This is a genomic window from Billgrantia aerodenitrificans (assembly GCF_021404405.1).
Lineage (GTDB): Bacteria > Pseudomonadota > Gammaproteobacteria > Pseudomonadales > Halomonadaceae > Halomonas > Halomonas aerodenitrificans.
Genome location: NZ_JABFTV010000007.1, coordinates 264,975 through 279,615, shown reverse-complemented (window position 1 = coordinate 279,615; position 14,641 = coordinate 264,975). Strand labels below are relative to the sequence as shown.

Sequence of the window (14,641 nt, the reverse complement as noted above, 5' to 3'; positions counted from 1 at the left end):
GTATACGTATCTTCCTGGAAGTATCGAACCGACGGCAACGCCCCCGGCACCGCAAGCGAGCGGCCCGGGGGCGCACACGGGTAGCGCTCAGAGCTACTCCGACCAGGCGGCGATCACCTCGCGCTCCTCGTCGGTCATCCCGGTCATGTTCCCGAGCGGCATGTACTTGCTGGCCACCACCTGCTGGATCTGGTTCTTCTGGCGCAGGATCTGGTCCCAGTTGTCATAGGCCACGCCGGCCGGGGGTGAGGCAAAGCCGGGCTGCGTCGGCTCCCGCGAATGGCAGGCGACACAGTGCTGGTCGATCATGGCATGCACCTCCTCCTGGCTGGGCGCTTCGGCCGTACCGTTGGCGGCAGTGGTCGCCCCACCCGGCATCGCCAGCCAGAACGCCACCAGGATCAGCGCCGTCCCGGCCGCCGGATAGGCCGGCTGGATCTTGCCCGCATGCATCAGCACGAAGAACTGGCGAATCAGCGCGCCGGCGAAAATGAACAGCGCCATCAGCACCCAGGCGTATTCGTGGTTGTACACGAAGGAGTAGTGGTTGCTGATCATCAGCAGCACCACCGGCAGGGTGAAGTAGGTGTTATGTACCGAACGCTGCTTGCCGCGCTTCCCGTCGAGCGGATTGGGCTGCTCGCCGGCCTTCATCGCGTTGACCATTCGCCGCTGGCCGGGAATGATCCAGAAGAAAACATTGGCCGACATGGCAGTGGCCATCACCGCCCCGGTCAGCAGGAAGGCCGCGCGGCCGGAGAACATCTGCACGCTGAGATAGGCCACCACGATCATCAGCACGGCGACCGCCAGGCTGAGGATACCGTCCCGCTCCATGTTGGGGCTGATGCGCTTGCACATCTCGTTGTAGACCACCCAACCCGCCAGCAGGAACGCCAGCGCCAGCACGTTGGCCTGCCAGCCGCTCATGTTGGCGGCCCACTCCCAGTTGCTCTCGGGATTGACCAGATAGAATCCCGGATTGGTCATGTACATCAGCACGAACAGGGCGAAGCCCGACAGCCAGGTGGTGTAGGACTTCCAGAACGACCAGTGCAGGTCCTCGGGTAACTTGGCGGGTGCAGTGGCATATTTCTGGTTATGGTAGAAGCCGCCCCCATGCACGGCCCACATCTCGCCGAAGACGCCCTTCTCACGATCCTCGGCGGCCTTGGGCTTGCGCAGGCCGTTGTCCAGCATGACGAAATAGATCGACTCGCCGATCCAGGCGATGGCCGCGATGACGTGCAGCCAGCGCAGCATGAAATTGACGAATTCGAGTAGGTAAGCTTGCATCTGAAGGGTCTCGGTCGGTGTTGTTGTTCAGGGGCCCGGGGTCATCGCAGCCTGTCGTTAACTACCGCGGTAAGTGGAATAACCGTACGGTGAAAGCAACAGCGGCACATGATAGTGCTGGCTGGCATCGGCCACGCCGAAGCGCAGCGGGATGACATCCAGGAAGCGCGGCTCGTCGGCCTGAATGCCCTGCTGACGCAGGTAGTCGCCAGCGTGGAAGACCAGCTCGTATTCGCCGGCCTGGAAGTCGTCGCCCTCGAGAATGGGCGCATCGCAGCGGCCGTCGTCGTTGGTGGTGACCGTCTTGAGCGGCGTACGCCCGCTGCCCGAGAGCCGAAAGACCTCGATACGGATGCCCTCGCCGGGGCGGCCCTGGGCGGTGTCCAGAACGTGGGTGGTGAGTCGTCCCATTGCATTACTCCCTTTTCGTTGGCCCGAGAGTCGTGGAGCGGGTCCGGGCTGGTCAGTGCTGGGCGGGCCCAAGGACCGCCATCGTCATGAGGACAGTTTTAGCTCTTTTGGTAGTACATTTCAAAATTTTTTTGTATACACTTTCACAGGACACCGCTCGACAAGGGAAATGCTGAACAAATCGATGAGCGAGATGAAGTGTTTCCCAAGCATCCTGACTACGGAGACCACCATGACAGACACCATCCTGGAACCACGCCCCAGCACGCTGACACGCGACGAGTTCGTCTCCCGCTTCGGCGACATCTACGAACACTCGCCCTGGGTGGCGGAGCTGACTTGGGAGCGCGGGCTTACCTCGGACCAGGACACGCCGGCCGGCCTGGCGGAAGCCATGGGGCAAACGTTGCGCGAGGCTTCCGTAGAACGCCAACTGGAAGTCATCCGTGCCCACCCCGACCTGGCGGGCAAGGCCGCCATTGCCGGGGAGCTGACGGACGACTCGACCCGTGAGCAGGCCGGCGCCGGGCTGGACCAGTGCACGCCGGAAGAGATGGAACGCTTCGAGCGGTTCAACGGCGCCTACAAGGAGAAGTTCGGCTTTCCCTTCATCATGGCCGTGAAGGGCAGCAACCGGCATGCCATCCTCGCCGCCTTTGAGACCCGCCTGGAGAACACGCCCGCCGAAGAGCGGCGCACCGCCGTCGAACAGATCAACCGCATCGCCCGCTTCCGCCTGGACGACCGCGCGTCACGGCCGTGACCGCCACTGACAGCGCCGGCCCGTTCGGCGCTGTCTCTCTGCCCTCTCCTTTACTCTCTCCTCTTATTCTCTCCGCCTTCTCTCTCCGCTTCCCTTTCTTTCCTTTTTCCTTCTGCTGCTCCTTAGCTGCCTAGCCTGGAAACATGACCAAACGGTCAGAACAATATGTGTAATCCATTGATATAAAATAAATTTCTAGAAAGGTGGACAAAAATAACTGGAAATTGTCTTTTAAAGATCTATTGATTGTGTACATTAATTTCGGAATGTGGTGCACAGATGTGCACCACTCAGACAACAACAACCGAGAGCCTGACCATGACCGATGCTGGACCCTCTCCTCAGCCAACCAAGCCCTCTCGCACCGTCAATCAGAACCCGGATGCCATGCCGCCGCTGGGCAAGGCGATTCCGCTGGGCATCCAACACATCATGGCGATGTTCGCCGGCAACGTGACGCCGCCGATCATCATCGCCGGCGTCATCGGCGCCACTACCGGCGAGCAGATCTTCCTGATTCAGGTCGCCCTGTTCGTGGCGGGGATCGCCACCCTGATCCAAACCATCGGCATGGGTCCCATCGGCGCCCGCCTGCCCATCGTGCAGGGCACCAGTTTCGGCTTCCTGCCGGTGGCGCTGCCCCTGGCCGGCACCTTCGGCCTACCCGCCGTGCTGGGCGCCTCCCTGGTGGCCGGCTTCCTGCAGGTGGGGCTGGGGGCCTTTCTGAAGAAGATTCGTCACTGGTTCTCGCCGGTGGTGACCGGCATCGTGGTGCTGCTGATCGGCATCACCCTGATGCCGGTGGGCCTCAACTATGCCGCTGGCGGTGTCGGCGCCGATGACTTCGCCTCACCCACCAACCTGGGTCTGGCGCTTTTCGTGCTGGTGGTGACCATCATCGTTCACCAGTTCGGCCGTGGCTTCCTCAAGGCCGCTTCCATCCTGGTGGGCCTGGTGAGCGGTTATCTGGTGGCCATCGCACTGGGCATGGTCGACTTCTCCAGCGTCGCCAATGCCGCCTGGTTCTCCATTCCCAGGCCGTTGCAGTACGGCATGGAGTTCCAGCTGACCGCGATCATCGGCATGACCCTGATCATGTTCGTGGTGGGCCTGGAAACCATCGGCAATATCTCCGCCATTACCATCGGCGGCGCCGGTCGTCAGGCCAAGGACCGCGAACTCTCCGGCGGCGTAATGGCCGATGGCGTGGCCACCTCCTTCGCCGCGGTGTTCAACACGCTGCCCAATACCGCCTATGCCCAGAACGTGGGCCTGATCACCCTGACCGGCGTGGTCAGCCGTCACGTGGTGACCATCGGCGGCATCCTGCTGATCTGCATGGGCCTGTTCCCCAAGCTGGGCGGCCTGGTCGCGGCCATGCCCCATGCCGTGCTGGGCGGCGCCGGGGTGGTGATGTTCGGCATGATTGCCTCGGCGGGACTCAAGATCATCCAGGAGTGCGAGCTCAACCAGCGCGCCATGCTGATCATCGCCGTGGCCATGAGTCTGGGCATCGGCCTGCCGGCGGTGGAAGCCATCGCCGAGACCATGCCCGGCCAGGCCGGCCTGCTGCTGAAGTCGGGCCTGGTCCCGGCGGCACTCGCCGCGCTGTTGCTGGACGCCGTGCTGCCGGGCAAGCCGCAGCGAAAAGCGCCTGAGGAAGTCACAGCCAAAGGCGAAGAGGCAAGCTCCACCCCCTGAACGAAGGGGTCGGTCAGACAGGTTCCGACCGGCCCTACCCGCCCGTGCCCCTCCGCACTTCTCCTGCCGCCGCGCCCGACCGATGGGCAGGTGGCATCTACACTGGTGACACCACCACCAATGCGGAGGATGCGACATGTTTCGTGACCGCCTGGACGCCGCCGAGCATCTCGCCGAGCGACTCTCCCATCTCAAGGGCTCCAACCCTCTCGTGTTGGCCATTCCTCGCGGTGGAGTACCCATGGGGCGCTATCTGGCCGACGCCTTGGAAGGTGAGCTCGACGTGGTGCTGGTGCGCAAGCTGCGCGCGCCGGGCAACCCTGAGTTCGCCATTGGGGCCATCAGCGAGGATGGCACCATGAAACTCGACGAGGCGGCGGCGCACTATTCGCAAGCAGCCATCGAGCGTGAAGCCGAGCAGCAGCGCACGCTGCTGCAACAGCGGCGCCAGCGATACGCTCCGGTGCGCCCGCCGATTGCACCGGAAGGCCGAACGGTGGTGATCGTGGATGACGGTAGCGCCACGGGTGCCACCATGGAGGCGGCCCTGAAGACCCTGCAAGGCCGAGCCGAGCGCCTGATTGCCGCGCTCGGTGTCGCCTCGACTAGCGCCTTCGACAGGCTGGCGGCGGTGGCCGACGAAGTGGTTTGCCTGGAAGTGCCGTCACGCTTCATGGCGGTCGGACAGTTCTATGTCGACTTCGGCCAGGTCGAGGAAGAGGAAGTGATGGAGCTGCTCGAGGAGTGAGGCCCCTCAAGAAACACACCCCAGCACGAAAAAGGCCGCCGCCCTGATGGGCGGCGGCCTCTCTCGATGCCGGCGGCGACTTACTTGGTAGCGGCGCTGGCGGCCTTGGCGTTCTGCTCTGCCAGCTGCTGGCCCTTCTGCAGGAACTCCTGGCTCAGGTCGACCACCTTCTTGGTGTCGCCCTGCAGACGCTCGCCAAGCTCCTTGGCAGCCTTCTGCTGGGTTTCGAGAACCTGCTTGAGGCTGTCGGAGTCCTTGACGTCGACCCAGGCACGGGCCTGAGCCAGGCTCAGATCGGAGTAGCTGCGGAAGGCTTCCATCTGGGCCGACAGCAGCTTCTCGTAGTATTCCAGAGTCAGCGAGCCATAGGCGCGCGCCGGGGCGATGAACAGGCTTTCGAACTGCTGGGTCGCCTTGTCTTGGGTCTTGCTCATGAGACACCTCCTACGTTGCGTTTGCCAAGGCAGGAATGAGCCTTGTTGCAGTGCAACATAGCAGCTCGTTTTGTGCAGTGCAACATTTTTCCTTGCCGAGCACTCCCTAGAGCGACCTCAACGATAGGCGCCTTCAATGTCGGTAACTCTCATGGCCTTTCGCCCCAGGCCGTCGTGCAGGTCCAGCATTCGCTCGACCCACCCGTAGACTGGATCGGCATTCGATACCAAGTCGGCGCTGGACACCACCCGTGCCCACATGAAGGCGCCGAATACCAGGTAGTCAGCGGCGGCCGGCGACTGGCCATCGATAAAGTCAGCGTCGTTCAAGCAGCCTCGCAGCGGCTCGAGCGCAGCATCCAATTTGGCCAGCCCCTTGGCCGGCGAATGGAACTCCTCCAACGTGCGACCGAAGCGCTTTTCCCGCGTCTCGCGGAAATAGTCACGATCCCGGGGAGCGATCGCATTGAGCAGATCCATGACGATGGTCTGCATGATCGCCGGCTGCAGGGCACGCTCGGCATAGTGCTTGAAGAAGCGCGCCCGAGCCTCGGCGACACCCTCTCCCAGCAGCGGCCCCTCAGGGTAGGCGTCATCGAGATAGCGCAGGATCGCATAGCTGTCGGTGACCGTCGTCTCACCGTCGACGAGTACCGGCACCTTGTCGTAGTCGGCAAAGGCCAGGGCCGCCTTGTCGGTGAAGTGCCAGGCCCGCGTCTCGAAATCGAGCCGCTTGTGTGCCAGCGCATAGCGTACGCGCCAGCAATAAGGGGAGAAGCGAAGTCCTTCATCGATACCGCAGAGATCGTAGAGAACCCGTGCCATGCCGCCTCCGATGGATGTGTTTTGTCGTTCTCGGATGTTTCGCCGTTCTCGGATAGTGCCAGCCTTGCCCCTGGGATGCCAATCGAGCCGGGCTCGACTACGCTGGAAGCGGAAGCCTGTCCATTAGTCTAATAACGAATTCATCCCCGGCGGCTATCGGAACCCGCTACTCAAGCACATGCATATGTTTTCATTGAGAAAAAAATCCTAATTTTAATTTCCGCACTGCACCATAGATTGGTAAGACCAATGATCCATGGATGGCAACTTGCGCTCGCTCTTCGTATCGTTGCCTCCCTTGCCGTCGAAGACTCGGCAGTGGCCTTGTCGGGTATCGCTTGCCCGACAGCTCTAACAAGGAGAAATCCGAGGAAACGTCATGACCGATACGACCCTAGCGCTACTAGCCTTCACGCCGCTGATACTTGCCGGCGTGCTGCTCATCGGCTTTCGCATGGCGGCCAAGACGGCCATGCCGATCGTCTACCTGGTCACGGCCGTCATCGCCCTGTTCGCCTGGGAGATGAGCTTCAATCGGGTCCTGGCCTCGACCTTTCAGGGCCTGATACTCACCGCCTCGATCCTGTGGATCATCTTCGGCGCCATCCTGCTGCTCAATACCCTGAAGCACTCGGGCGGCATCACGGCGATCCGTAACGGTTTCTCGGGCATCAGCCCCGACCGCCGCGTACAGGCGATCATCGTCGCCTGGCTGTTCGGCTGTTTCATCGAGGGCGCCTCGGGCTTCGGCACGCCCGCGGCCGTGGCCGCACCGCTGATGGTGGCGCTCGGCTTCCCCGCGCTGGCCGCCGTCGTGGTCGGCATGATGATCCAGTCTACACCGGTCTCCTTCGGTGCCGTGGGCACGCCCATCGTGGTAGGCGTCACCGGCGGCATCAACCAGAGTGCCATCACCGAACAGCTGGAAGCCGGCGGCTATACCTGGCTGGAGTACTTCCGCCTGATCGCGGCGGAAGTGGCCATCGTCCACGGCATCATCGGCATCCTGATGCCGCTGATCATGGTCGTGATCATGGTCAAGTTCTTCGGCGCCAACAAATCGTGGAAAGAGGGGCTCTCGATCACCCCCTTCGCCCTGTTTGCCGGGGTCGCCTTCGTGGTGCCCTACATGCTGGCAGGCGTGCTGCTGGGGCCGGAATTCCCGTCGATGATCGGTGCCATGGTCGGCCTGGCCATCGTGGTTCCCGCCGCCCGTCGCGGCTTCCTGATTCCGAAGGATACCTGGGACTTCCCCGAGCGCAGCAGTTGGCCCGACAACTGGATCGGCAAGATCGAGATCAAGATCGACGAGATCGCCGGCAAGATCCCGCTCTCCACCTGGATGGGCTGGCTCCCCTACGTGCTGCTGGCCGTACTGCTGGTCATTTCACGCACCGTCGAACCCGTACGCAGCGCCCTGAACACGATCAGCTTCGGCTGGGCCAACATCTTGGGTGAGTCAGGCGTCTCGGGCAGCCTGGAGCCACTCTACCTGCCCGGTGGCATCCTGCTGATGGTGGTACTGATCACCGCTGTGATCCACCGCATGCGTGCCGGTGAACTCAAGGCAGCCTTCAGCGAGTCCTCGCGCACCATCTTCGGCGCCGGCTTCGTGCTGATCTTCACCATCCCCATGGTGCGTATCCTGATCAACTCCGGGGTCAATGCCGGCGACCTGGTCTCCATGCCGGTGGCCATGGCCCAGTTCGTGGCCGACGGGGTGGGTGACGTCTATCCCTTCTTCGCTCCTGCCGTGGGTGGCCTGGGAGCCTTCATCGCCGGCTCCAACACGGCGGCGAACCTGATGCTGGCCGAGTTCCAGTTCAACGTCGCCCAGCAGCTCGGTCTCTCCACGGCCTTCATGGTGGCGCTGCAGGCCGTGGGTGCCGCGGCGGGTAACATGATCGCCATCCACAACGTGGTAGCGGCATCGGCCACCGTCGGCCTGCTCGGCCGTGAAGGCGAGACCATCCGCAAGACCATCCTGCCGACGATCTACTATCTGGTGTTCGCCGGGGCGATCGCCATGATCGGCTTCTACGTGCTCAACGTCAGCGACCCGCTGATGGAAGTGGGCGCCACGGAGACCGCGATCGTCGAGCAGATGGAGCAGGAGCCTGCGGAAGCGGCGGAACCGGACGAGGAAGCGGAGCAGGAGGCGCCGGCCGAGGCTGAGCCGGAGCCCTTCGAAGAGGCGGAGCTGGAAGACTGAGACCGACCTGATCTTGCCCGCACGCTTGCGCCCCCATGGCATTGCCATGGGGGCGTTTTTACGTCAGCGCCCGCTCCAGCAGCCGTGCCACGTGAATCGCCTCGCGGCCGCTGCCGTCGCGGATCTGATGGCGGCAGCTGGTACCGTCGGCCACCAACACGGTGTCGTCATCAGCCTCGCGGATGGCCGGTAACAGCGACAGTTCGGCCATCTGCAGCGAGGCGTCGTAGTGCTCTGCCTCGTAGCCGAAGCTGCCCGCCATGCCGCAGCAGGAGGAGTCGACGGTCTCGACCGTGAGCTCGGGAATCCAGGACAACACCTGCTCTACCGGGCGCAGCGCGTCGAAGGCCTTTTGGTGGCAGTGGCCGTGCAGCAGCGCACGCCCGGGCAGCGGCTTGAGATCGAGGGTCAGCTCGCCCGCCTGTCGCGCCTTGACCAGAAACTCCTCGAACAGCATCGCGGCATCCGCCAGGGCCCGCGCCTGCTCGCCGAAGCCGTACTGCAGGAACTCGTCGCGCATGCCGAGCAGGCAGGAGGGTTCGAGCCCGACGACGGCCACGCCGCGCTCGACATAGGGCATCAGGGCATCGAGCGTGCGCCTGGCCTCGTCTTTCGCCTTGGCGAACTGACCGGACGAGAGGTAGGTACGGCCGCAGCATAGCGGCCGCTCCCCCGGCTTGAGGTTGAGGTGAACGCGATAGCCGGCCGCCTCCAGCACCCGCTTGGCGGCCCGGGCGTTGTCGCCCTCCATATAGTTGTTGAAGGTATCGACGAACAACACCACTTCGCCGGCGGCCAGGGCCGGCGTGCCGTGGTATTCGCCGAGGAAATCACTAGTGAAGGCCGGAAAACGGCGCTGCGGGGCGAAGCCCAGCGCTCGCTTCAGCGGCTGCGCCAGGAAGTCGAGACGCTCCACTGCACTCAGCAGCCCCGCGAACCGTTTCGCCCATGGCGCATAGCGCGGCATCTCGCCGATCAGGCGATCGCGCAGGGCGAGCCCCTTGGTTCGCACCCGGGCGGCACGCGCCTCGATCTTGAACTTGGCCATGTCGATGCCGGTGGGGCAATCGCGCTTGCAGCCCTTGCAGGAAACGCACAAATCGAGCGCCTCCTTGACCGCATCGTCGGCCAGCCCCTGCTCGCCGAGCTGCCCGGAAAGTGCCAGGCGCAAGGTGTTGGCCCTGCCCCGGGTCAGGTGCTGCTCGTCCCGGGTGATGCGGTAGCTGGGGCACATGGTGCCGGCGTCGAACTTGCGGCAGTGGCCGTTGTTGTTGCACATCTCCACCGCCATCGCCAGGCCATGGGTGGCGTCACCGGCGCTGCCGGGCTCGCCCAGCTCGCCGGTGAGCGGGTCGCGGGTGACGTTCCAAGCCGACCAGTCGAACAGCGGCGTGAGCGGAATGCGCTGATAGCGGACGGGAAAGCGGAAATAGCGCTCGTCATCCATTTTCGGCGTATCGACGATCTTGCCCGGGTTGAGCAGGTTCTGCGGATCGAAGGCGCCCTTGACCGCCCGGAAGGCCTCGTTGAGGGGCTCGCCGAACTGCCAGGCCACCCACTCGCCGCGGCACAGGCCGTCGCCATGCTCGCCGGAGTAGGCCCCCTTGTATTGGCGCACCAGGACGGAAGCCTCCTCGGCGATCTCACGCATCTTGCGCGCCCCGCCCCGGCGCATGTCGAGGATAGGCCGCACGTGCAGCGTGCCGACGCTGGCGTGGGCATACCAGGTGCCCTCGGTACCGTGGCGATGAAACACCTCGGTGAGCCGGTCGGTGTACTCGGCCAGATGTTCGAGGGGCACCGCGCAGTCCTCGATGAAGGAAACCGGTTTGCCGTCACCCTTCATGCTCATCATGATGTTGAGACCGGCCTTGCGCACGTTCCACAGCGCCGCCTGCTCGGCGGCGTCGGGCATCTCCACCACGCTGCCGGGCAGGCCCAGATCGGCCATCAGCTCGGTGAGACGTTTGAGCGAGGCGAGCTGGGCCTGCCGCTCCTCACCGGCGAACTCCACCAGCAGCACCGCTTGGGGCTGGCCGATCAGCGCTTTCTCGATCACCGGGCGGAACGCCGGATTCTCCAGCGACAAGTCGATCATGGTGCGATCGACCAGCTCCACCGCAGTGGGGTCGAGGGTGACGATGTGCTGGGTGAAATCCATCGCCTGGTAGAAAGTGGGGAAGTTGACCACGCCGAGCACCTTGTGCGCCGGTAGCGGCGAGAGCCGCAGCTTGATGCGTCGGCTCACCCCCAGGGTGCCCTCGGAGCCCACCAGCAGGTGGGCCAGATTTACGCGCCCCTGCGGGTCATAGGGCTTGGGATTCTGGCAGTCGAAGAGGTCCAGGTTGTAGCCGCCGACCCGACGCAGCACCTTGGGGAAGTGCTCGCGGATCTCGGCGGACACCCCCTCGGCAATGGCCTTGACCCGTTCGGCCAGTTGACGCTCGCGCCCTTTGAGCGGCAGCTCGTCGAAGAAGCCGAAGCGGCCCTCGCTGCCGTCGGCCAGCCAGGCCTCGACGCCCAGCACGTTGTGCACCATGTTGCCGTAGCGGATCGAGCGCGAGCCGCAGGAGTTATTGCCGGTCATCCCTCCCAGGGTGCACTGGGCGCTGGTGGAAACGTCTACCGGATACCAGAGCCCATGGGGCTTGAGCCAGGCATTGAGATGATCGAGCACGATGCCGGGCTCGACCACCACGGTGCGCGCCTCACGGTCGAACTCGACGATTTCCCTGAGCCAGCGGGTGGTGTCGATCACCAGCGCCTCGCCCACCGTCTGGCCGCACTGGCTGGTACCGGCGCCCCGCGCCAGGATCGGTACCCGCGCATCGCGGGCGGCCTCCAGCACCGTCGTCAGATCCCGCTGGTGGCGCGGAATCACCACGCCCAGCGGCATCACCTGGTAGATAGAGGCATCGGTGGAGTAGCGACCGCGCGCGGCGTGGTCGAACAGTACCTCGCCCTCCATCTCCCGGGACAGCCGGGCCGCCAGTTCGGTGACCGGCTTGACCCGCGCATCCGGGGCAACGCTCTTGTCCGTCAGAGACGTCATCGTCCTTCCTCAGCTGTTGCAGGGAATCTCGACCTTCAGCGGGCGGTCGGCAACGGGTTGTCCGCGAAGTATTCGAGCGCCGCCACCACACCGCTGCCGGCAAGGGGCACGCCGCAGAGCTTCATGCCGGCCTCGCAGCCGCCGAGGGTGGCGATCAGCGTCAGGTCGTTGCAGTCGCCCAGGTGGCCGATGCGGAACATCTTGCCCTTGGCCTTGCCGAGCCCCATGCCCAGCGACAGATCGAAGCGCTCGTAGATGATCTTGCGCACGGTGTCGGCATCGATCCCTTGCGGCATCACTACCCCGGTGAGCACCGGCGAGTAGAGCGCCGGATCCTGGCACTGGATCTCCAGGCCCCAAGCCTCGACCGCCGTGCGCACCCCCGCGGCCCAGCGCTGGTGGCGGGCAAATACGTGGTCGAGCCCCTCGTCGAGCAGCATGTCCAGCGCCTCGTTGAGGCCGTAGAGCAGGTTGGTGCTGGGGGTGTAGGGCCAGTAGCCGTTCTGGTTGGCCTCGAGAATCTCGTCCCATGCCCAGAAGCTCCTGGGCATTGTCGATTCGCGGCTGGCCGCGATGGCCTTGTCGGAAAGGGCGTTGAAGCTGATGCCCGGTGGCAGCATCAGTCCCTTCTGGGAGCCGGAGATGGTCACGTCGACGCCCCACTCGTCATGCCGGTAGTCGGCACTGGCGAGCCCCGAGATGGTATCCACCAGCAGCAGTGCCGGATGGCCGGCGGCATCGATGGCGCGACGCACCGCGGCGATATCGCTGGTCACGCCGGTAGAGGTCTCGTTGTGCACCACGCAGACCGCCTTGATCCGGTGCTCGGCATCCTCCCGCAGACGTGCCTCGATCATGTCGGCCTGAATGCCCTGGCGCCAGCCTTCATAGCCCGGCAGCCCGATGAACTCGGGCTCGAGCTGCAGGCGAAGTGCCATCTTGTGCCACAAAGCGGCAAAATGGCCGGTCTCGAACATCAGCACCCGGTCGCCGGGGGAGAGAACGTTGGCGAGTGCCGCCTCCCAGGCGCCGGTCCCCGAGGCCGGATAGATCATCACCGGCCCTGCGGTCTTGAACACCTGCTTGAGCTTGGTCAGCAGCTCCAGGCCCAGGGCGCCGAACTCCGGGCCGCGATGGTCGATGGTGGGCAGGCTCATGGCCCGCAGAATGCGATCCGGCACCGGTGACGGCCCGGGGATCTGCAGGAAGTGGCGGCCCGATGGGTGGAAGTCGAGGTTCAGCATCACAAGTGCTCCATGGTTGATCGTTGTCATTGGCCACAGGCAGCCTGGCCATTGGATGCCACCCGGCTAGCGGTAAAAGAATTCCACCAACGCCATCGGAATGGCCGGGATGTAGGTCACCAGCAGCAGAATGAAGAGCAGCACGGAGATGAAACCGAGGTTCGAACGGGTCACCGACCACACATCCGTCTTGGCGATCGAGCAGGCCGTGATCAGCACGCTCGCCACCGGCGGGGTCTGCTGGCCGATGGCCAGGTTGAGACATACCACCAGGCCGAAGTGGACCGGATCGATGCCCGCCGCGCCGACCAGCGGCATGACGATGGGTACCACCAGGATGATCGCCGCCGCCGAGTGCAGGAAGAGCCCGATCAGCAGGAAGAAGACGTTCAGCATCATAAGAATGGCGTACTTGTTGTCGGTCAGGCTGAGCACCGCCTGGGCCAGCTGCTGGGGCATGCGCATCTCGGTCAGGAACACCCCGATCAACGCCGAAGCCGCCACCAGCAGCATCACCACGGCGGTCTGCTGGCCGCCATCGACGATGGCCTTGTACAGGGTACGCAGATCCAGCTCGCGGTAGATCACGGCGCTGATGAAGATCGCCGCCGCCACCGCCAAGCCGGCCCCTTCGGTGGCCGTCACGAAACCGCCGAAGATGGAGCCGAGGATGATGATCGGCAGGGTCAGCGCCCAACCGGCCTCCCTGGCGGTCTGTCGAACACGCTTGAACTGAAACACTTCCTCCACCGGCCAGTTGTACTTGCGCGCGTAGTAGTAGCTCAGCGCCATCAGGCCCGCGGCACCCAGCAATCCGGGCACGATACCGGCAACGAACAGCTGGACGATGGAGGCGCCCGACATCACCCCGTAGAGGATCATCGGAATCGAGGGGGGAATGATGATCGCCAGGGATGCCGACGACGAGGTCACGGCCGCTGCGAAGGAGCTGGGATAACCGCGCTTCTTCATGGCCGGGATCAGCACCGAGCCGGTGGCGGCCACGTCGGCCACCGCCGAGCCGGAGATCTCGGCGAAGAACAGCGAGACGCCGATGTTGATCATCGCCAGCCCGCCGCGGATGAAGCCGAACAGCGCCGAGGCGAAGGCGATCAGGCGCTTGGAGATGCCACCGGTATTCATGATGGCACCGGCCAGCACGAACATCGGAATGGCCAGCAGAGGAAAACTGCTTGCCCCTTCGAACATCGTCAGGCCGATATTGGGCAGCATCTCCAGGCCTTGGAAAACCACGATGGCTACCGTCGCCACGATCGCCAATGCCACTGCGATGGGTAGCCCCATCAGGATCAGCCCCAGCAGGCCGATTATCATGAAGGGGAGCGTCATGGCAGGTCCCTCTTGGTCAGCGCATCCGCCGTGAAGCCGGCACGTGCATTGTCGCGCTCCGCCTCGGCGATAGCGTGACGAATCTCTTCCTCTTCCTGGGTCCGACCGGAGCGCACCTTGGCCAGGTGCGCCGGCATGCTGAGCAGTTGGGCGATGATGAACAGCGCCGCTCCGATGGGAATGACCGACTGGGTGAAGCTGAGCGGCACCCAGCGCAGGGTGATCAGTGCCATGCCCTGCATCACTTCGATCACCACCAGGCCAGCCCAACACAGTACGGCGAAGAAGCCGATGACCAGCGCTTCGGACAAGTAGGCGACCGGCATTCTAAACTTGACCGGCATGGCGGCCAGCACGCCATCGACGCCGATGTGGCCCCGTTTGAGCGCTGCCAGTGCCCCGGCGTAGTAGGTCAGCCACACCAGCATGATGGCGGCCACCTCGTCATACCAGGAAGGGGTACGCCAGGCGTAGCGGGTCACCACTGCGTAGAGCACCACCAGCGTGAGCGAAACCATCAGCACTACCGTGATGATCTCGAGCAGACGCTCCAGGATGCGGGAGATGCGATTCAAGGTACCCATGGCTCTCGACTCGTTCAGGAA

At 64.1% G+C, this 14,641-nt stretch carries 12 protein-coding genes; 4 read left to right on the top strand and 8 right to left on the bottom strand.

Annotated features, from left to right (window positions below):
- Window positions 1-93 precede the first annotated feature (93 nt).
- Together HOP59_RS15035 and uraH are read right to left on the bottom strand one after the other, a co-directional pair.
- On the bottom strand, window positions 94-1,296 hold the full coding sequence (locus HOP59_RS15035; RefSeq protein WP_234254496.1) for a urate hydroxylase PuuD: 1,203 nt from the start codon (window positions 1,294-1,296) through the stop codon (window positions 94-96).
- A gap of 57 nt (window positions 1,297-1,353) precedes the next feature.
- Window positions 1,354-1,707, bottom strand: coding sequence for a hydroxyisourate hydrolase (uraH, locus tag HOP59_RS15030; RefSeq protein ID WP_010626987.1), 354 nt, complete (start codon window positions 1,705-1,707; stop codon window positions 1,354-1,356).
- A gap of 232 nt (window positions 1,708-1,939) precedes the next feature.
- On the opposite strand from uraH, the gene uraD reads away from it, so the two are divergent.
- The 3 genes from uraD (at window position 1,940) to HOP59_RS15015 (ending at window position 4,919) form a co-directional block, all read left to right on the top strand.
- Entirely contained in the window at window positions 1,940-2,470 is a 531-nt protein-coding gene (uraD, locus tag HOP59_RS15025) for a 2-oxo-4-hydroxy-4-carboxy-5-ureidoimidazoline decarboxylase (RefSeq protein WP_010626986.1), read from the top strand.
- 318 nt (window positions 2,471-2,788) lie between these two features.
- Window positions 2,789-4,171: a uracil-xanthine permease family protein gene (locus tag HOP59_RS15020; protein WP_234254495.1), complete on the top strand. Its 1,383-nt coding sequence runs from the start codon at window positions 2,789-2,791 to the stop codon at window positions 4,169-4,171.
- A 136-nt stretch (window positions 4,172-4,307) separates the two neighbouring features.
- Window positions 4,308-4,919, top strand: coding sequence for a phosphoribosyltransferase (locus HOP59_RS15015; protein ID WP_010626984.1), 612 nt, complete (start codon window positions 4,308-4,310; stop codon window positions 4,917-4,919).
- Window positions 4,920-4,999: 80 nt separating this feature from the next.
- Here HOP59_RS15015 and HOP59_RS15010 read toward each other — a convergent pair whose 3' ends face one another.
- Together HOP59_RS15010 and HOP59_RS15005 are read right to left on the bottom strand one after the other, a co-directional pair.
- The gene (locus HOP59_RS15010; RefSeq protein ID WP_010626983.1) at window positions 5,000-5,353 is read right to left on the bottom strand and encodes a phasin family protein; all 354 of its coding nucleotides are present in this window, start codon (window positions 5,351-5,353) and stop codon (window positions 5,000-5,002) included.
- Between the two features lie 117 nt (window positions 5,354-5,470).
- Complete coding sequence (locus HOP59_RS15005) at window positions 5,471-6,178, bottom strand: glutathione S-transferase N-terminal domain-containing protein (protein ID WP_234254494.1); 708 nt, start codon at window positions 6,176-6,178, stop codon at window positions 5,471-5,473.
- A 379-nt stretch (window positions 6,179-6,557) separates the two neighbouring features.
- Between HOP59_RS15005 and HOP59_RS15000 the strand changes: the two genes are divergently transcribed.
- On the top strand, window positions 6,558-8,390 hold the full coding sequence (locus tag HOP59_RS15000) for an L-lactate permease (protein ID WP_234254493.1): 1,833 nt from the start codon (window positions 6,558-6,560) through the stop codon (window positions 8,388-8,390).
- A gap of 58 nt (window positions 8,391-8,448) precedes the next feature.
- Here the strand turns inward: HOP59_RS15000 and HOP59_RS14995 are convergent, their stop codons facing one another.
- From HOP59_RS14995 to HOP59_RS14980, 4 genes are all read right to left on the bottom strand, one after another.
- Window positions 8,449-11,442, bottom strand: a complete 2,994-nt coding sequence (locus tag HOP59_RS14995; RefSeq protein WP_234254492.1) for an FAD-binding and (Fe-S)-binding domain-containing protein — start codon at window positions 11,440-11,442, stop codon at window positions 8,449-8,451.
- Window positions 11,443-11,477: 35 nt separating this feature from the next.
- On the bottom strand, window positions 11,478-12,686 hold the full coding sequence (locus tag HOP59_RS14990; protein WP_234254491.1) for a pyridoxal-phosphate-dependent aminotransferase family protein: 1,209 nt from the start codon (window positions 12,684-12,686) through the stop codon (window positions 11,478-11,480).
- A gap of 66 nt (window positions 12,687-12,752) precedes the next feature.
- Window positions 12,753-14,036: a TRAP transporter large permease gene (locus tag HOP59_RS14985; protein WP_010626978.1), complete on the bottom strand. Its 1,284-nt coding sequence runs from the start codon at window positions 14,034-14,036 to the stop codon at window positions 12,753-12,755.
- Window positions 14,033-14,620: a TRAP transporter small permease gene (locus tag HOP59_RS14980; RefSeq protein ID WP_010626977.1), complete on the bottom strand. Its 588-nt coding sequence runs from the start codon at window positions 14,618-14,620 to the stop codon at window positions 14,033-14,035. Before HOP59_RS14980 ends, HOP59_RS14985 begins: the two co-directional genes overlap by 4 nt.
- Window positions 14,621-14,641: the final 21 nt, after the last annotated feature.

Coding starts and splice junctions, on each gene's coding strand:
- HOP59_RS14985 (WP_010626978.1), bottom strand. CDS start 14,036: ATGACGCTCCCCTTCATGATAATCGGCCTGCTGGGGCTGATCCTGATG.
- HOP59_RS15000 (WP_234254493.1), top strand. CDS start 6,558: ATGACCGATACGACCCTAGCGCTACTAGCCTTCACGCCGCTGATACTT.
- HOP59_RS15010 (WP_010626983.1), bottom strand. CDS start 5,353: ATGAGCAAGACCCAAGACAAGGCGACCCAGCAGTTCGAAAGCCTGTTC.
- uraH (WP_010626987.1), bottom strand. CDS start 1,707: ATGGGACGACTCACCACCCACGTTCTGGACACCGCCCAGGGCCGCCCC.
- HOP59_RS15015 (WP_010626984.1), top strand. CDS start 4,308: ATGTTTCGTGACCGCCTGGACGCCGCCGAGCATCTCGCCGAGCGACTC.
- HOP59_RS15020 (WP_234254495.1), top strand. CDS start 2,789: ATGACCGATGCTGGACCCTCTCCTCAGCCAACCAAGCCCTCTCGCACC.
- HOP59_RS14980 (WP_010626977.1), bottom strand. CDS start 14,620: ATGGGTACCTTGAATCGCATCTCCCGCATCCTGGAGCGTCTGCTCGAG.
- HOP59_RS15005 (WP_234254494.1), bottom strand. CDS start 6,178: ATGGCACGGGTTCTCTACGATCTCTGCGGTATCGATGAAGGACTTCGC.
- HOP59_RS14990 (WP_234254491.1), bottom strand. CDS start 12,686: ATGCTGAACCTCGACTTCCACCCATCGGGCCGCCACTTCCTGCAGATC.
- uraD (WP_010626986.1), top strand. CDS start 1,940: ATGACAGACACCATCCTGGAACCACGCCCCAGCACGCTGACACGCGAC.
- HOP59_RS14995 (WP_234254492.1), bottom strand. CDS start 11,442: ATGACGTCTCTGACGGACAAGAGCGTTGCCCCGGATGCGCGGGTCAAG.
- HOP59_RS15035 (WP_234254496.1), bottom strand. CDS start 1,296: ATGCAAGCTTACCTACTCGAATTCGTCAATTTCATGCTGCGCTGGCTG.